The following is a 15,493-nucleotide window of genomic DNA, read 5'->3' as shown; positions in this document are numbered from 1 at the left end:
GCCGGCGCCCGCGGCGGCTACGGCGTCGCGGCGTCGTCGCTGCCGGGGACCGCCGGAGCGCTGGGCGGCGCCGCCGTGCCGGGCGGCGTCGCCGGGGTCGTCGGCGTCGTCGACGACGGGTTGGTCGTTCCGGGCACGGTCGTGCCCGGCGTCGTCGCCGGCGGGGTGATCGGCTCGGCTGGGGTCGGGGCCGGCGCGGGCGCCGCGGCCGGCGCCGGTATCGTGACCGTCGCTGGCGTCGGGGGCGGCTGCTGCTCGTCGAGCAGCACGACGAGCGTGTAGGCGATCGCGGCGGCGGCGAGCACGAGCCCGACGAGCGTCGCGGCGATCGGGAGCTTCCAGTTCGGCGGCCGGTCGACGCGCGTGCGCGCGGCCAGGCCGCACTCCATGCACCACGCCTGATCGTCGCGGAGGGTGTTGCCGCAGCGCGGGCAGAGGAACGCGCCGGGCGTCGTCGGCGACGGCCGCGTCGCGTTCACTGCGTCGGCGGCGGCGCGGTCGGTGTGGAAGGCGCCCCGGCGGGCGGCGCCGGCGGAGGCGGCGGGGCTGCGACCTGCGCCGGGCCCTGCGCGAGACCGCCGAGGGCGGCGCCGCAGTGGGCGCAGTAGCGGTCGTTGCTGCCGTAGAGCGAGAAGCAGCGCGGGCAGGTCCCGCCGACGCCCGGCATGCGCACGTCGCGGATGTCGCGGCGCTCGTCGAGCGCTGACTCGAGCGCTCGCAGCTCGTCGTCGCACGCGCGGATCTGGTCGATCTTCTGCGCGATCAGGTCGTCGCGCTTGCGCTCGAAGCGGCGCAGGTCGAACGCCAGGCCGCCGAGGTCGCGCACCTGCAGCTCGCGCAGTCTGCGCAGGTAGCGGAGGCGTCGGCGCATCCGGCCGCGCTCGCGGAAGCCCGGTCTGCGCTCCTGCGGCTGCGGCTGCTGCTCGGTCACGGCGGTCGGCTCGCCGCTCGCAGGCGCTTGGCCGGCGCTCGCGCTCGGCTCCCCGACGGGCGCCTGGCCCTCCGCGGCCGGCGCGCCAGCCGCGGCCTGCTCGTGGTCCGGCGCGGCCTGGCCGGCGGCCGCCGGCGGGCCGGCGCTCAGCGGCGTCGAGCCGGCGTCGGCAGCGCTGACCGGCGCGCCCGCGTCGGGCGCGAGCGGCGGCTGCAGCTCGGTCGGCTGCTCGGGCACGAGCGGGAAGAGCGCGGTCGGCTGCTCCTGCAGCGGCGTGGGCCCCGGCGCGTCCGGCTCCGTCGACGCGCCTTCGTCCGACTGCATCGTCGCGGCGTCGTCCGGCTCCGTCGTCGGGCCTTCGTCCGGCTCCGTCGACGCGCCGTCGTCCGGCTGCGTCGCGGCGTCGTGCGGGTCCGGCGCCGCGAGCGCGTCCGGCTGCGTCGTCGCAGCGTCGTCCGGCTGCGTCGTCGCGGCGTCGTCCGGCTCCGTCGACGCGCCTGCGTCCGGCTGCTGCGACGTCATGCTCGGGGGAGCCGGCTGCTCCGGCGGCTGCGCGCGGAGCGGGTCCGGCTGCGAGGCGACGGCATCGGCCGGCAGCCCTATGTAGCGCGTGGGCTGCTCGGCCGGGTCGGCAGCCGGCGGCTGGACGCCCGCGTCGGACGCGGACGTCTGCTCGGAGTCGTCGGAGCGACGGCGTGCGATGCGTTGGAACAGGCCACTCATCGTTCGAAGAGGCGCCGCGTCACGACTCAGGCGGCGCCGAGGCGGCGAGTATACCCACGGCCCCCGGTCGTCCCCGCCGGCTCGGCCGCGACGGCGCGCCACGCGGCGGCCACCCGGCGCGCCATCCGCTCGGCCGAGAACAGCTCGGCGCGCGCCCGCCCCGCGACGCGCGGGTCGGCGGCGGCGAGATGCGGCGCCAGCGCCGCCCGCCACGCGGCGGCGTCGAACGGGCCGCAGTGGGCGCCGGCGACGCCGGCGAGCGCCAGCTCGTGGACGCCGACCGGCGTGGCGACCACCGGCACGTCGCAGGCGAGCGCCTCCAACGTCGCGAGCCCGAAGCCCTCGCGCTCGGAGGGGACGACGACCGCGTTGGCGGCGTTGACCCACAACGGCACCTCGTCGGGCGGCACGTCGGTCAACGTCAGCAGGGTCGCCCCTCCGGCGACCGCCTGCGCCCGGTCGAAGCGCTTCTCCGGACGCGCCGGCGAGGCCGGGAAGAGCAGGTAGCGGCCGTCGGGGTCGAGTCCGAGCCGCCGGCGCGCCTCCGCTCGCGGGAGCGCGCGGAAGCGGTCGAGGTCGACGCCGCAGGGCAGGACGGCCACCCGCCGCGTGAGGCCGGCGCCGGGGAGCAGCTCCGCGAGCGAGGCGGAGACGGTCGCGGAGAGGTCGACGATCCGCGCGACTGCGCGGCTGAGGCGACCGGAGCGCGGATGGGCGAGGTCGGTGCCGTGGAAGGTGACGAGGTGCGGCGCCCCGCGCAGCGCGAGCGCCGGCCACGCGGTCAGGCCGAAGTGGGCGTGGACGACGTCGAAGCGCTCACCGCGGTAGCGCCGCCGCAGCTCGAGCGCCGCCCGCGGGTAGGAGCGCATCCCGGGCGGGAAGGCGAACAGCTCGACCTCGATCCCGTCGAGCCGGCGCAGCGCCTCGACCTGGTCGCGGACGAAGCGCCCGAGCGCCGGTCGGGCCTCGGTCGGATACATGTTCGTCACGACGAGCGCGCGCATCTGGCGCAGCAGCCTACTTCGTGACTTCGCTGCGCTCGTTCGCGCGCGCTCCGCGCGTCGATCGTCGCGAATGCGTCTCGAACCGGCACGCGCCGGTCCGGAGACTCGACCGTCCTTGTCGAGCGAGCAGAGGAGGACGCGGTGTTCTACCGGATGATGGCGCTGGTGCATTTCCGGCTGGCGGTGGCGTGGAGATCGGAGCGAGGGCAGGGGACGGTCGAGTACGTCGCGCTGATCCTGCTCGTCGCCGCGTTGCTGGCGGCCGTCGTCGCCGCGACGAAGACCAAGAGATTCGGGACCAGCGGCATCGCGGAGGCGATCGTCGACCAGATCAAGAAGGCGCTCGGCGGGATGAGATGAGCGCGCTGCTCGACGAATCCGGCGAGCGCGCGAGAACGGAGGCGGCCTGCGGGTCGCCTCGTTCCCGCGGGGCGCTCTGCCACCATGAGGCGATGCCTGCGACGACCGAACGCGCCGCGAGCGACCGTCCGATCGCCGTCTTCGATTCCGGCGTGGGCGGCCTCACCGTCCTCCACGAGCTGCTGGTCTCGCTGCCGAGCGAGGACTACCTCTACCTCGGCGACACCGCCCGCTTCCCGTACGGCGACAAGTCGCAGGCGCAGCTGCGCGAGTTCTCGCTGGAGATCTCCGACCACCTGCTCGCCGCCGGGGCGAAGCTGATCGTCGTCGCCTGCGGATCGGCGACGGCGGCGGCGCTGCCGCTGCTGGAGGAGCAGCTGGCCGGCACCGGCGTCGACGTGCTCGGCGTGATCGCGCCGGCCGCCCAGCTGGCGGTCGAGGCGACCGAGAGCGGTCGCATCGGCGTGCTCGCGACGCCGGCGACGGTCGACAGCGGCGCCTACGCCCGCGCGATCGCCGCGAGCGATCCCCACGTCGTGCTGGAGAGCGTCCCCTGCCCGGACCTCGCGCCGCTGATCCAGAGCGGCGTCCCGCTCGACGAGCCGGCGGTCGAGATCGTCCGCCGCTACACGACGGCGCTGCGCGCCGCCGAGGTCGACACGGCGATCCTTGGCTGCACGCACTTCCCGCTGTTCGCCCCGATCCTGCGGCGCATGCTCGGCCGCGGCGTCCATCTCGTCACCTCCGGCGAGGGCGTCGTGCGCAGCGTCGAGCGGGCGCTGGCGGCGCGCGGCCTGCTCAACGAGCGCGACGGCGAGGGCGACTACCGCTTCCACTGCACCGGTGACGTCGACGCCTTCCGGGAGCTGGGGACGCGGTTCCTGCAGATGCCGCTCGGCGAGATCGAGCGCGTGCGGCTGGAGCCGCTGAGGGCCGCCGCGTGAGCGACGCGGGCGCAGCGCCGCCGCGGCGCAGCCACGGTCGTGCCGCGGACGAGCTGCGCCCGGTCGCGTTCGAGCCCGGGTTCGTGCGCAGCGCCACCGGCTCCGCGCTGATCTCGGTGGGGGAGACGCGCGTGATCTGCACCGCCTCGGTCGAAGACGGCGTCCCGCGCTGGATGGCCGGCCGCGGCACCGGCTGGCTGACGGCCGAGTACGGCATGCTGCCGGCCTCCACCGGGCAGCGCAAGCCGCGCGACGTCGCGAAGGGCCGTCCGGACGGCCGCACCGTCGAGATCCAGCGGCTGATCGGACGTTCGCTGCGCGGCGTCGTCGACTTCGCCGGGCTCGGGGAGCGCACCGTCACGGTGGACTGCGACGTGCTGCAGGCCGACGGCGGCACGCGCTGCGCGGCGATCACCGGCGGCTACGTCGCGCTGCGGCTCGCGCTCGAGCGGCTCGTGCGCGAGGGCGCGCTGGCGCAGCTCCCGCTGACCGGCTCGGTCGCCGCCGTCTCCGCCGGGATCGTCGGCGGCGTGCCGCTGCTCGATCTCGACTATCCGGAGGATTCGACCGCCGAGGTCGACGCGAACGTCGTGATGACCGGCAGCGGCGGCTTGGTGGAGGTGCAGGCGACCGCGGAGCGGACCCCGCTGTCGCGCGCCCACCTCGACGAGCTGCTGGCGCTCGCGGAGCGCGGGATCGCGCAGCTGGCCGCGGCGCAGGTCACGGCGGTCGCCGAGGCGCTCGGCATCGAAGCGGGGGAGACGAGATGAGACGGCTGATCCTTTCCACGCGCAATGACCACAAGGTGCGCGAGTTCACGCGGCTGACCGGCGGCGAGCTGGCGATCGACCCGCTCCCGGACGACGTGACGCTGCCGCCCGAGGACGGGACGACCTTCGCCGAGAACGCGCTCGGCAAGGCGCGCGCCGCGGCGGCGGCGACCGGGCGCACGGCGATCGCCGACGACTCCGGTGTCGAGGCAGCCGCGCTCGGGGGCCGCCCTGGGATCTACTCGGCCCGCTTCGCCGGCCCCGGCGCGACGGATGAGGAGAACCTCGCGAAGCTGCTGCGCGAGGCGCCGGCCGGCAGCCCGCTCGCGTACGTCTGCGCGATCGCCTACGTCGATCCGGAGCTCGGGGTGGAGCAGCTGTTCGAGGGACGCTGCGAGGGGACGCTCGCCGCCGCGCCGGCGGGGGAGGGCGGCTTCGGCTACGACCCGGCCTTCGTTCCCGCAGACGAGCTGCCCGGCGGCGTGGCGGGGCGCACGATGGCGCAGCTCTCCGACGCCGAGAAGGATGCGATCAGCCATCGCGGCCGGGCGCTGCGCGCGCTGCTCGACTGGCTCGCCCGTCAGTCGCGCGGCTGACCGGTTCGTGCGGCCGGCTCGGTGGCGCGCTCCCGCGGCAGCCTCAGGTTGATCGCGGCCGAGCAGGCGACCGCGAAGACGACCGCGCCGTAGCCGACGTAGCCGCTCAGCAGCAGGATCACGACCGTCACGAGGCAGATGACGACGGTCGCGCCCCACCCGATCTGGTCGAGCGGGACTCCCGTATCCTCGGTCTCTGGCATGGCCGCCATTCTGACGCCCGCGCTCGCGCTTCGCTATCTGCGCCAGCTCTCGACCGACGTGCGCGCGGCGGTCGTGCTCGACGGCGAAGGCCGTCCGCTGGCCGGAGAGGCGGCGATCGCGGCGCCCGCCGTCCGCCTCGCGGAGCTGATGCCGGCTGGCGCGACGGAACTGGTCGTGCGCGTCGGCGCCGGAGGGGAGGCGCGTGGAACGGCGCTCGCCGCACGCGTCCCAGCGCCCGCGGATGCGCCTGCGGCTTCGCCCAACGCGCTCGTGCTCGCGGTCGGCCCGCTGGCGTTGCTCGACCTGCTGCGGCTCGACGTCGACGCGGCGCTCGGCGCGCTCGCCGGGGCGCCGGCGGAGCGGCCGGCGCCGCCGCCGCTGCCGCCCGGCGCGGTCGTGGCGCACGACCCGTCCAGTGGCGTCCAGGCGCTCGAACCGCCCGGATTCGCCGTTCAGACCGCGATTTCCGCGGGAATGGGGTTGTTCGACGCGGTTGCCGCCGCCACGCCGGGTGCCGGGGAATGAATCCCCGCAAACGCTGAAGAAGCCGAAAAGGCGTTAAATGGGTCCGAGACCTTGTCACCGGGTTCTGTGACGGTCAGATCCCCCGTCCTGGCGGGCAATTCGCGTTGTTCCCGTCCGCGGGGGTTGTTAGCTTCGGCCCTCCCCACGACCTCGAAGGAGGATCACTGTGACGAAATCAGAGTTCGTCGACCAGGTTGCCGCGAACAGCGGACTGAGCAAGAAGGACGCCGGAGACGCTGTCGATGCCGTCCTCACGACGATCGAGGACGCCCTCAAGCGCGGCAGCGAGGTGACGTTCTCCGGCTTCGGCAAGTTCCACGTCGCCGAGCGCGGCGCGCGTGAGGGTCGCAACCCGAGCACGGGCGAGAAGATCCAGATCGCCGCCTCGCGCGTCCCGCGCTTCACCCCGGGGTCGGGGCTGAAGAGAGCCGTCAAGGGCTGAGTCCTGCGGGGCCCGGCATCGGGCCCCGGACATCGCGGCCGAGACCGCAACGGTCCAGCGCCCGCTCCGCACCACGGTGACAGCGGGCGCTTCCGGATCCTGCACGGCTTCGGCCGCGGACAGATGACCGCGGCGGGAGCCGTGCCGGACCGCCGTGTCCGCGGCTGCGCCTCGCGCCCCGTCGCGGCGCCTCGACGAGGCGATGCAAGAAAACTGCCGCGCTGCCGCCCGATCTCGCGGGTATGATCGCCGCCGATGGGCAACCGCAATCCCGCGCGACTCCTCGCGCCGCTCGCGTTGGTCGCGGCATTCGCCGCGGTGATCGTCGTCGTGCAGGCCGCCGGGACCGGCTCCTCCGACTCGACGCAGACCGCCACCGTGACGCGGACGCAGGACAGACCGGCGAGAAGACGCGCGAGAAAGCGCGTCTACGTCGTGAAGGCCGGCGACAACCTCTCGCTCATCGCCGAGCGCACCGGCGTGTCGCTCGAGACGATCGAGCAGCTCAACCCCGATCTCGACGCACAGGCCCTGCGCGTCGGGCAGCGGCTGAGACTGGCACCGTGACGCCGCCGCGCCGTCCAGGCGCGGGAGCGGCGAAGCGCGGCGCGCTCGCCTGCGGTCTCTTCCTGCTCCTGCTCGCCCTGCTCGCGGCGCCGTCCGCGAGCGCCAAGCTGCCCGACCCGCCGAAGCTGTCGGCGCGATCGGCAGCGGTCTTCGAGACGTCGACCGGCGAGCCGCTGTACGGCGTCGGCGCCGGCGAGCGCCGCCTGATCGCGAGCACGACGAAGATCATGACCGCGCTCGTCGCCGTCGACGAGCTGCCGCTCGACCGCGTCTGCACCGCCGCGAGCTACCGCCCGGCCCCGGCCGAGACGCAGATCGGCCTGCGCGCGGGCGAGCGGATGAGCGTCCGCGACCTGCTGCGGGCGCTGATGCTCCCGAGCGCCAACGACGCGGCCGAGACGCTGGCGGTCTGCGCCGGCGGATCGCGGCAGCGGTTCATCGACGCGATGAACGCCAAGGCGCGCAGGCTGGGCCTGCGCGGCACCCATTTCTCGACGCCGGTCGGCCTCGACTCGACGTCGAACTACTCGACCGCGGCCGACCTCGCGCGGCTCGGCATCGCGCTGCGCAGAGACCGCTTCCTCGCCCGCACCGTCGACATGCCGTCGGCGACGCTCAGCACCGGCGCCTACCCGCGGACCGTCTACAACCGCAACCTGCTCGTCCAGCGCGTCGGCTGGGTCAACGGCGTCAAGACCGGCCACACCAACGCCGCCGGCTACCTGCTCGTCGCGTCCGGGACGCGCCGCGGGCTGTCGTTCGTCGCCGCCGTCACCGGCACGCCGAGCGAGGGCGCTCGCGACGCGGACGCGCTGGCGCTGCTGAGATGGGCCTACGCCACGCATCGCTTCGCGACCCCGGTCAGAAGCCGCCAGGTCTTCGCCGAGGCGAGACTGAAGCACCGGCCCGAGGACGAGATAGCGCTGATCGCGACGAGAACGGTCAGAGAGCTGATCCGCCGCGACGAGCGCCTGCGCGTCGTCGTCGACGCGCCCGCCGAGCTGCAGGGCCCGCTGCCGCGCAACGCGGTCGTCGGCTCCCTGACGGTGCGCCGCGCGGGCCGTGTCATCGCGACCGTCCCGCTCGTGACGAGAACGGCCGTCCCGGAGGTCGGGCTGCTCGAGCGCGCCGCGGACGCGATCGTCAGACCGGGTAGCCTGATAGCGATCGTGGTGGTGATCGGAGGGGCGACCGCGCTGCTGCTCCGCCGCCACGGGGCACGCCGCCGTCGCAGCCGCGCCGACATGGAGGCAGCATGATCATCACCGTCACGCTCAACACCGCGATCGACAAGACGCTCGAGGTGCCGAACTTCCGCATCGGCCGGCGCCATCGCTCCGTCGATCAGACGACGATGCCGGGCGGCAAGGGCGTCAACGTCGCGCGCGCGATCAAGCGGCTCGGCCGCCCGGTGATCGCGACCGGCTTCGCCGGCGGCGCGACCGGCACCCGCATCGTCGAGGCGCTGACGGCCGAGTCGGTCCTGACCGACTTCGTGCGGATCGGCGAGGAGTCGCGCACCAACACCGCGGTGCTCGACCCGACGACCGGCGTGCAGACCGAGATCAACGAGCGCGGCCCGGCCGTCACCGAGCGCGAGATGGAGCTGTTCCGCGACAAGCTCCTCTACCTCGCGCAGGGCGCCGACATCTGCGTCTTCGCCGGCAGCCTCCCGCGCAACGTCGATCCCGACGTCTATGGCGCGCTGATCAAGGAGGTGCGCAAGCTCGGCGTGACGACGATCGTCGACACCGACGGGGAGCCGCTGCGCCACGCGGTGCGGGCCGAGCCCGACGTCGTCTCGCCGAACGTGATCGAGGCCGAGGAGCTGGTCGGGCACGAGTTCAACGACGACGAGGACCGCACGCTCGCGGTCGCCGAGATCATCCAGCTCGGCGCGCGCGAGGCGATCATGACCGTCCCGGACGGCTGCTTCGCGCAGGTCCACTCCGACGGCGGGCCGCAGCTCTACCGGGTCCGCGTCGAGCAGCAGGAGGCGCGCGCGGCGGTCGGCTCGGGCGACGCCTTCCTCGCCGGCTACGTCGCCTGCCGCTACACCGGCGGCAGCCCTGAGGAGTGCCTCAGATTCGGCGTCGCCTGCGGCGCGGAGTCGACCCAGCACTTCGGCGCCGGCGTGATCGACCCGCACTCCGTCGAGCGCCTGCTGGGGGCGGTCGAGGCGATCCCGGTCTCGCTTCCGGCCGAGGTCTCCTGACCGTCGTCCCGCGGCCCGTCCGGGCCGTCGCCGGGAGCGCTCCCGACACCCCTGAAGCCGGCGCGAGCGCGGGGGATTGGGCCGACGGGCGCGTTGCTACGATTGGGGGCGTCGCTGGTTGCCGTCACGACGACGATTAGCTCCCCTCCGGCCCCGCTGCGTGCGGGGCTGTTTCGTCCGCCTCGACCCGTACGGTGCTTTCATGGAAATAGAGATCGGCCGCGGTAAGAAAGCTCGTCGCGCATACGGGTTCGACGATGTCGCCATCGTCCCCTCGCGACGCACGCGCGACCCCGACGACGTCGACATCTCGTGGACGCTCGGCCCTTACCGCTTCGAGCTCCCCCTCCTCGGCGCCGCGCTCGACGGCGTCGTCTCGCCCGAGACCGCCGGCATCATCGGCAGACTCGGCGGTCTCGCCGTGCTCAACCTCGAGGGCATCTTCTGTCGCTACGAGGACGTCGACGCGCAGCTCGAGCGGATCGCGGCCCTCCCGCAGGCCGAGGCGACCCGCGAGATGCAGGAGATCTACCGCGAGCCGGTCAAGCCCGAGCTGATCGCGCAGCGGATCAAGGAGATCAAGGACCAGGGCGTCGTCGTCGCCGCCTCGCTGACGCCGCAGCGCGTCCGCGAGCACTACGAGATCGCGCTCGAGGCCGGTCTCGACATCCTCGTGATCCAGGGAACGGTCGTCTCCGCCGAGCACGTCTCGACGGTCGCCGAGCCGCTCAACCTGAAGGAGTTCATCGGCGAGGTGCCGGTGCCGGTCGTCGTCGGCGGCTGCGCCAGCTACCACACCGGCCTCCACCTGATGCGCACCGGCGCGGCCGGCGTGCTCGTCGGCGTCGGCCCGGGCGCGATCTGCACCACCCGCGGCGTCTTGGGCATCGGCGTCCCGCAGGCGACGGCGATCGCCGACGTCGCGGCCGCCCGCTCGCAGCACATGCTCGAGACCGGCGACTACGTCCGCGTCATCGCCGACGGCGGCATGAAGAACGGCGGCGACGTCTCGAAGGCGATCGCCTGCGGCGCCGACGCGGTCATGCTCGGCTCCGCGCTCGCCAAGGCCTACGAGGCGCCCGGCCGCGGCTACAACTGGGGCATGGCGACCTTCCACCCGACGCTGCCGCGCGGCACGCGCGTCAAGACGGTGCAGAACGGCTCGCTGGAGGAGATCCTCACCGGTCCCGCGCGCGAGAACGACGGCATGTTCAACCTGATGGGCGCGCTCAAGACCTCGATGGCGACCTGCGGCTACCGCGACATCGCCGAGTTCAACCGCGCGGAGCTGATGGTCGCCCCGGCGCTGCAGACCGAGGGCAAGAGCCTCCAGCGCGATCAGCAGGTGGGCATGGGTTCCAACGGCCGGGCCGTCGCCCTTGTCAACGACTGACGGGCTCACGACCCACGTCCCGACGGCCACGACCGCCGCGGTCGCGGCCGGCGGGACGGTCGCCGAGCCCAGCGTCGACGCCGAGCAGGTGGTCGTCCTCGACTACGGCGGCCAGTACTCCCAGCTGATCGCCCGGCGCGTGCGCGAGTGCGGCGTCTTCTCGGAGCTGCTGCCCCACCACGTCGGCGCGGCTGAGGTCGCGCGCCGCAGACCGAAGGGCCTGATCCTCTCGGGCGGCCCGGCGTCGGTCTACGCCGACGACGCGCCGAAGCTGGAGCGTGAGCTGCTGGAGCTCGGGATCCCCGTGCTCGGCATCTGCTACGGCATGCAGCTGCTGACGCGCGAGCTGGGCGGTGAGGTGCAGGGCGCCGAGGTCGGCGAGTTCGGCCGCTCCAGGCTGACCGTCAACGAGCCGGGCCGGCTGCTCGCCGGGCTGCCGGAGGAGCAGACCTGCTGGATGTCGCATCGCGACACCGTCTTCTCGCCGCCGCCGGGCTTCACCGCGCTCGCCTCCTCGACCGCCTCGCCGGTCGCGGCGCTCGAGTCGGTCGAGCAGGGCATCTACGGCATCCAGTTCCACCCGGAGGTCGTCCACACGCCGTACGGGCAGCAGATCCTCACCCGCTTCCTGGAGGAGATCTGCGGCTGTGCGCGGAACTGGTCGGCCGGCTCGGTGATCGAGGACCAGCTGGAGAAGATCCGCGCCCAGGTCGGCGACGGCCGCGTCATCTGCGCGCTCTCGGGCGGCGTCGACTCGTCGGTGGCGGCGCTGCTCGTCCACAAGGCGATCGGCGACCAGCTGACCTGCGTCTTCGTCGACCACGGCCTGATGCGCAAGAACGAGGGCGAGCAGGTCATCACCGCCTTCCGCGACCACTACAGAGTCCCGTTGGTCGCCGTCGACGCCGAGGAGCGGTTCCTCGCGCGCCTCAGAGGGGTCACCGACCCGGAGGCGAAGCGCAAGGCGATCGGCGAGGAGTTCATCCGCGTCTTCGAGGAGGAGTCGGCGAAGCTCGCAGAGGGTGGCGCCAGGTTCCTCGTCCAGGGCACGCTCTACTCGGACGTGATCGAGTCGGGCGGCGGCACCGGCGCGGCGACGATCAAGTCGCACCACAACGTCGGCGGCCTGCCGGAGGACCTCGAGTTCGAGCTGGTCGAGCCGCTGCGCGCGCTGTTCAAGGACGAGGTCCGCGCCGTCGGCGCCGAGCTCGGCCTGCCCGAGCGGCTCGTGTGGCGCCAGCCCTTCCCGGGGCCGGGGCTCGCGATCCGCGTCGTCGGCGGCGAGGCGACCAGAGCGCGCCTCGACACGCTGCGCGACGCCGACGCCATCCTGCAGGACGAGATCCGCAGAGCGGGCCTCTACCGCGAGCTGTGGCAGTCGTTCTGCGTCCTGCCGGACGTCAGAACGGTCGGCGTCCAGGGCGACGAGCGCACCTACGGCTACGTCGTCGTGATCCGCGCCGTCACCAGCGACGACGCGATGACCGCCGACTGGGCGCGCCTTCCGTACGACCTGCTGGAGCAGATCGCCTCGCGCATGATCAACGAGATCCGCGAGGTCAACCGCGTCGTGCTCGACATCACGAGCAAGCCGCCCGGCACGATCGAGTGGGAGTAGGGCTGCGCCGCGGCGCAGCCCTCGCGCGATGACGACCTTCGCGACCGTCCTCGAGATCACCGACGACTGGCTCGGCTACGTCGGCCTGGCCGTCGTCGCGATCGCGATCGTCGTGCTGCTGGTCTCGACCTTCCATCCGGAGGGTCGCAAGCGGCCGGGCGGCTACCTCGACGGTCAGTCGCCGCAGCCCGACGAGATCCCGCGCGACGAGGACGGAAGACCGCTGAAGCGGTAGGCCGGGTGCGCTTGGCGCGCCGCGGGGCCGCTTGGCGCGCCGCGGGGCGCCAGCGCCGCGGGATCGCCGGCCGTGCCGGCGACCCCGCACCCGCGAAGCGCGGCTCAGCCGAGCTTCGCCCAGCGCTTCAGCGTCGCGTAGGGGTCGATCGGCCGACCGCCCTCGTACCAGCCGGGGGCGGTCCAGATCTCGAAGTGGAGGTGGCAGGCCGTGGAGCTGCCGGTGGAGCCGACGTAGCCGAGCAGCTGTCCCGTCTCGACGGTGTCGCCTCTGGCGACGACGGCCGGCGCGCGCAAGTGCATGTAGGCGTGGTCCTGGCCGGTCACGGGGTCGCTCACGACCACGTAGTTGCCCGCGGCCGCCTGGAACGTCCGCATCTTCACGACGCCGCCGCGCGCGGCGACGACCGGCGTGCCGCAGCGCGCCATCATGTCCTGGCCCTGGTGGGAGCGGCCGCCGCGGCCTGCACCGAAGCGGGCGGCGCTCTGGCCGAAGTTGTGCGTCCCGCGGACGGGGAAGACCGCGCCGACGAAGGTGAAGGCGCCGAGGCTGGTCGAGCCGGTCGGCGGGGGAGTGCCCTCGGGCGCGGCGCCGCCGGCGGCGGCGACGTCGAACTTGGCGCTGCGCGGACCGGTCGGGCTGCCGCCGGTCGAGATGCGCACGTCGTACTTGCCGTCGAGCGCCAGGGCGCTCGCGCCACGGCCGTTCCACGTCAGCGTCTGCTGCTCCTCGCCGCTGACGGTGCGCTCGTCGCTGAAGATCGAGAGGTTGTCGGCGCGGCGCACGACGTCGACGCGCACCGTCTGCTCGGGCGCGTGCGAGACGTAGGCGATCGTCACGGCCGAGACGCCGGCCTTGCCGACCTTGCGCTTGGCGATGCCGGCGTCGAGTTGGGCGATCCCCTTGACCGGCTTCAGCGTCGGCTCCACCGGCTCCGTCACGGTCGAGAGCTGCCGCGACGCGGCGCCCGTGACCTTCAACGGGGCCGCCGAGGTCTGCGCGGCGACGCCGGCCGAGCTGGCGAGCGCGATCCGACCGCTCTTGGCCGTCGCCGGGATCTTCACGTCGACGCGTGCCGCGCTCTTGGCGCGGATCGCGACGCGGACGTCGTCGCGCGGGCCGATGCCGCCGAGGAAGACGACGGCGGTCGCGCGATCGAGCCGCTGGCCGTGAAGGGTGATCGTGCCGCCGCGCGCGACCGCTCCGCCGGTGCGGCAGCCGCTACGGCAGGCGACGCTCGTGACCGATGGGGCGGAGGGCGAGGCCGCGGCGGGCGCGGAGGGAGCGGCCGAGGCGCCGCCGCTGGCGGCGATCGCGGGAGAGGCGCCGGCGAGCCCAAGGAGGGCGGTGGCGAGCGTCGTCATCCCAGCAGGTCGGGGCAGGGAGGACCCCGGTCCAAGCAGCATCGTCGGTCGATGCCCCTTTCTTGACGGCCTACGGGGTTAGCTGACGGGCTCGCGCTGAAAGGGCCGCGCTACCGAGCGACTCGCTCGGATTCGCCCCAACGGTGGCGCTGCGACGTGCGCCACCGCCGTTGGGTTCCCCGCTCCCTCCGTGGAGGGATTCGGCAGGCTTATGGAACGCGGGGCAGTATAGAGACGCGTCCGACGGATGACCGCCGGGTGCCGCCGCGCGGCTCGCACGCGCGCGCTCGCGGCGCCCGTCGACGCCTGCCGCCGGTCTGCGCCGCCACGGTCTGCCGACACGAGCGCCGCAGGTTCTCTATAGTCCTCTCCCCGCCGCGCCACGGTGCGTGGCCCCTTTCATGCCATGAGAACTTACGTCGCCAATCCCAACGACCGCGAGCGCAACTGGCTTGTCGTGGACGCGAACGGGCAGACGCTCGGCCGCCTCGCCACGCAGATCGCCGATGCCCTGCGCGGCAAGCGCAAGCCCACGTTCACCCCGCACGTCGACACTGGCGACTTCGTCGTCGTGATCAACGCCGAGAAGATCTCGGTCTCGGGCAACAAGCGAGCCGACAAGCGCTACTACCGCCACTCCGGCTACCCCGGCGGCCTCCGCTCCCGCACGCTCGAGGAGATGCTCGAGCGGCGCCCGGAGGAGGTCATCCGCATCGCGGTGAAGGGCATGCTGCCCCGCAACCGCCTTGCGCGCAAGCAGCTCACCAAGCTGAAGGTGTATGCCGGTCCGGACCACCCGCACACCGCCCAGCAGCCGCAACCGATGGAGATCGAAGCCTAGTGTCCGACGTCGAGCAGCCTGAAGACGAGCAGCGCAACCCCGCGGGCGACGCGCCCGAGGAGCCCGTCGAGGCCGCCAACGAGGCGCCCCAGCCCGCCGCCGAGCAGCCCGCTGCCGACGCCGCTCCCGAGCAGCCCGCTGCGCAGGAGTCCGACGAGGCCGACGAGGAGCTGGAGGAGATCGAGGAGACGCCGCGCGTCAAGCCGGAGATCCCCGGCGCCGATCTCGTCCCGGACATCGTGCTCGAGGGCGAGGCGCGCGACGACGAGGAGGGCGACGAGGAGTCGACCCCCGCCGCGGAGTCCGAGGCCGACGACGAGCAGGAGGCGCAGCCGATCGCGGATGCCGCGATCAGCCTCGCGTCCGGCGCTCGCTACACCGCCACGGGCAAGCGCAAGACGGCTGTCGCGCGCGTGATCCTGAAGCCGGGCACCGGCCAGTACACGATCAACGGCAAGCCGCTCGACGACTTCTTCCCGCGCCCGACGCTCCAGCGCAACATCCGCCAGCCGCTCGAGGCCGTCGGCTTCGAGGAGCGGATGGACGTCATCGCGAAGATGCACGGCGGCGGCGTCTCGGCGCAGGCCGGCGCGCTGCGGCACGGCATCTCGCGCGCGCTGCTCGAGGCCGACCCGAACCTTCGCGGCGAGCTGAAGAAGCGCGGCTTCCTCACGCGTGACCCGCGCGTGAAGGAGCGCAAGAAGGCCGGCCTCAAGAAGGCCCGCAAGCGGCCGCAGTTCTCGAAGCGCTAGTCCGCAGGC

18 protein-coding genes, 1 pseudogene and 1 riboswitch are annotated in these 15,493 nt (G+C 73.7%); of the genes and pseudogenes, 14 read left to right on the top strand and 5 right to left on the bottom strand.

Going from position 1 to position 15,493, the window contains the following annotated elements:
• Positions 1-17: 17 nt before the first annotated feature.
• The 3 genes from BDZ31_RS10300 to BDZ31_RS10290 form a co-directional block, all read right to left on the bottom strand.
• Complete coding sequence (locus tag BDZ31_RS10300) at positions 18-389, bottom strand: hypothetical protein (protein ID WP_183341716.1); 372 nt, start codon at positions 387-389, stop codon at positions 18-20.
• Between the two features lie 86 nt (positions 390-475).
• Positions 476-1,654, bottom strand: coding sequence for a hypothetical protein (locus tag BDZ31_RS10295; RefSeq protein ID WP_183341714.1), 1,179 nt, complete (start codon positions 1,652-1,654; stop codon positions 476-478).
• 26 nt (positions 1,655-1,680) lie between these two features.
• On the bottom strand, positions 1,681-2,658 hold the full coding sequence (locus BDZ31_RS10290; protein WP_183341713.1) for a glycosyltransferase: 978 nt from the start codon (positions 2,656-2,658) through the stop codon (positions 1,681-1,683).
• A 141-nt stretch (positions 2,659-2,799) separates the two neighbouring features.
• On the opposite strand from BDZ31_RS10290, the gene BDZ31_RS10285 reads away from it, so the two are divergent.
• The 4 genes from BDZ31_RS10285 to BDZ31_RS10270 all read left to right on the top strand — a co-directional run bounded on the left by BDZ31_RS10285 (position 2,800) and on the right by BDZ31_RS10270 (position 5,328).
• Positions 2,800-3,018, top strand: a complete 219-nt coding sequence (locus BDZ31_RS10285) for a hypothetical protein (protein ID WP_221242980.1) — start codon at positions 2,800-2,802, stop codon at positions 3,016-3,018.
• A gap of 92 nt (positions 3,019-3,110) precedes the next feature.
• Positions 3,111-3,962, top strand: coding sequence for a glutamate racemase (gene murI / locus BDZ31_RS10280; RefSeq protein ID WP_183341711.1), 852 nt, complete (start codon positions 3,111-3,113; stop codon positions 3,960-3,962).
• Positions 3,959-4,732 carry a ribonuclease PH gene (gene rph, locus BDZ31_RS10275; RefSeq protein WP_183341709.1) on the top strand — a complete coding sequence of 258 codons (774 nt, stop codon included), beginning with the start codon at positions 3,959-3,961 and terminating at the stop codon, positions 4,730-4,732. The genes murI and rph overlap by 4 nt, the downstream gene beginning before the upstream one ends.
• Complete coding sequence (locus tag BDZ31_RS10270) at positions 4,729-5,328, top strand: non-canonical purine NTP pyrophosphatase (protein ID WP_183341707.1); 600 nt, start codon at positions 4,729-4,731, stop codon at positions 5,326-5,328. The genes rph and BDZ31_RS10270 overlap by 4 nt, the downstream gene beginning before the upstream one ends.
• On the opposite strand, the gene BDZ31_RS10265 is transcribed toward BDZ31_RS10270, so the two are convergent.
• Positions 5,313-5,459 carry a hypothetical protein gene (locus tag BDZ31_RS10265; protein WP_246344886.1) on the bottom strand — a complete coding sequence of 49 codons (147 nt, stop codon included), beginning with the start codon at positions 5,457-5,459 and terminating at the stop codon, positions 5,313-5,315. The two genes, BDZ31_RS10270 and BDZ31_RS10265, sit on opposite strands and share 16 nt — an antisense overlap.
• A gap of 7 nt (positions 5,460-5,466) precedes the next feature.
• On the opposite strand from BDZ31_RS10265, the gene BDZ31_RS10260 reads away from it, so the two are divergent.
• From BDZ31_RS10260 to BDZ31_RS10225, 8 genes and pseudogenes are all read left to right on the top strand, one after another.
• Positions 5,467-6,057, top strand: a complete 591-nt coding sequence (locus tag BDZ31_RS10260; protein WP_183342489.1) for a hypothetical protein — start codon at positions 5,467-5,469, stop codon at positions 6,055-6,057.
• A 154-nt stretch (positions 6,058-6,211) separates the two neighbouring features.
• Positions 6,212-6,499: pseudogene (locus BDZ31_RS10255) on the top strand (HU family DNA-binding protein); the annotation flags it as partial.
• A gap of 255 nt (positions 6,500-6,754) precedes the next feature.
• On the top strand, positions 6,755-7,066 hold the full coding sequence (locus BDZ31_RS10250; protein ID WP_183341703.1) for a LysM peptidoglycan-binding domain-containing protein: 312 nt from the start codon (positions 6,755-6,757) through the stop codon (positions 7,064-7,066).
• Positions 7,063-8,325, top strand: coding sequence for a serine hydrolase (locus BDZ31_RS10245; protein ID WP_183341701.1), 1,263 nt, complete (start codon positions 7,063-7,065; stop codon positions 8,323-8,325). The genes BDZ31_RS10250 and BDZ31_RS10245 overlap by 4 nt, the downstream gene beginning before the upstream one ends.
• Positions 8,322-9,281, top strand: a complete 960-nt coding sequence (locus BDZ31_RS10240) for a 1-phosphofructokinase family hexose kinase (protein ID WP_183341699.1) — start codon at positions 8,322-8,324, stop codon at positions 9,279-9,281. Before BDZ31_RS10245 ends, BDZ31_RS10240 begins: the two co-directional genes overlap by 4 nt.
• A 202-nt stretch (positions 9,282-9,483) precedes the next feature.
• A complete protein-coding gene (locus BDZ31_RS10235; protein WP_183341697.1) occupies positions 9,484-10,674 on the top strand; it encodes a GuaB3 family IMP dehydrogenase-related protein in 1,191 nt (396 codons plus the stop codon).
• 88 nt (positions 10,675-10,762) lie between these two features.
• Positions 10,763-12,292, top strand: a complete 1,530-nt coding sequence (guaA, locus tag BDZ31_RS10230) for a glutamine-hydrolyzing GMP synthase (protein ID WP_183342455.1) — start codon at positions 10,763-10,765, stop codon at positions 12,290-12,292.
• 28 nt (positions 12,293-12,320) lie between these two features.
• The gene (locus tag BDZ31_RS10225) at positions 12,321-12,527 is read left to right on the top strand and encodes a hypothetical protein (RefSeq protein ID WP_183341695.1); all 207 of its coding nucleotides are present in this window, start codon (positions 12,321-12,323) and stop codon (positions 12,525-12,527) included.
• A 104-nt stretch (positions 12,528-12,631) separates the two neighbouring features.
• On the opposite strand, the gene BDZ31_RS10220 is transcribed toward BDZ31_RS10225, so the two are convergent.
• Entirely contained in the window at positions 12,632-13,891 is a 1,260-nt protein-coding gene (locus tag BDZ31_RS10220; protein ID WP_183341693.1) for a M23 family metallopeptidase, read from the bottom strand.
• A 52-nt stretch (positions 13,892-13,943) separates the two neighbouring features.
• Positions 13,944-14,107: riboswitch (cyclic di-AMP (ydaO/yuaA leader) on the bottom strand.
• A 190-nt stretch (positions 14,108-14,297) separates the two neighbouring features.
• On the opposite strand from BDZ31_RS10220, the gene rplM reads away from it, so the two are divergent.
• Together rplM and rpsI are read left to right on the top strand one after the other, a co-directional pair.
• Positions 14,298-14,732: a 50S ribosomal protein L13 gene (gene rplM / locus BDZ31_RS10215; protein ID WP_183341691.1), complete on the top strand. Its 435-nt coding sequence runs from the start codon at positions 14,298-14,300 to the stop codon at positions 14,730-14,732.
• Complete coding sequence (rpsI, locus tag BDZ31_RS26210) at positions 14,732-15,484, top strand: 30S ribosomal protein S9 (protein ID WP_425492724.1); 753 nt, start codon at positions 14,732-14,734, stop codon at positions 15,482-15,484. The genes rplM and rpsI overlap by 1 nt, the downstream gene beginning before the upstream one ends.
• The last annotated feature ends 9 nt before the right edge of the window (positions 15,485-15,493 follow it).

Origin of the sequence: Conexibacter arvalis, from assembly GCF_014199525.1 — a bacterium.
GTDB lineage: Bacteria > Actinomycetota > Thermoleophilia > Solirubrobacterales > Solirubrobacteraceae > Conexibacter > Conexibacter arvalis.
Note: the sequence above shows the minus strand (reverse complement) of the source record. Positions and strands in the feature narration are given on the sequence as shown.

Excerpts from the sequence above, each read along its gene's own strand:
- murI (WP_183341711.1), top strand. The coding sequence starts at position 3,111 with ATGCCTGCGACGACCGAACGCGCCGCGAGCGACCGTCCGATCGCCGTC.
- BDZ31_RS10295 (WP_183341714.1), bottom strand. The coding sequence starts at position 1,654 with ATGAGTGGCCTGTTCCAACGCATCGCACGCCGTCGCTCCGACGACTCC.
- BDZ31_RS10220 (WP_183341693.1), bottom strand. The coding sequence starts at position 13,891 with ATGACGACGCTCGCCACCGCCCTCCTTGGGCTCGCCGGCGCCTCTCCC.
- BDZ31_RS10300 (WP_183341716.1), bottom strand. The coding sequence starts at position 389 with ATGGAGTGCGGCCTGGCCGCGCGCACGCGCGTCGACCGGCCGCCGAAC.
- BDZ31_RS10270 (WP_183341707.1), top strand. The coding sequence starts at position 4,729 with ATGAGACGGCTGATCCTTTCCACGCGCAATGACCACAAGGTGCGCGAG.
- BDZ31_RS10290 (WP_183341713.1), bottom strand. The coding sequence starts at position 2,658 with ATGCGCGCGCTCGTCGTGACGAACATGTATCCGACCGAGGCCCGACCG.
- BDZ31_RS10240 (WP_183341699.1), top strand. The coding sequence starts at position 8,322 with ATGATCATCACCGTCACGCTCAACACCGCGATCGACAAGACGCTCGAG.
- BDZ31_RS10260 (WP_183342489.1), top strand. The coding sequence starts at position 5,467 with ATGACGACGGTCGCGCCCCACCCGATCTGGTCGAGCGGGACTCCCGTA.
- BDZ31_RS10225 (WP_183341695.1), top strand. The coding sequence starts at position 12,321 with ATGACGACCTTCGCGACCGTCCTCGAGATCACCGACGACTGGCTCGGC.
- rplM (WP_183341691.1), top strand. The coding sequence starts at position 14,298 with ATGAGAACTTACGTCGCCAATCCCAACGACCGCGAGCGCAACTGGCTT.
- BDZ31_RS10235 (WP_183341697.1), top strand. The coding sequence starts at position 9,484 with ATGGAAATAGAGATCGGCCGCGGTAAGAAAGCTCGTCGCGCATACGGG.
- BDZ31_RS10250 (WP_183341703.1), top strand. The coding sequence starts at position 6,755 with ATGGGCAACCGCAATCCCGCGCGACTCCTCGCGCCGCTCGCGTTGGTC.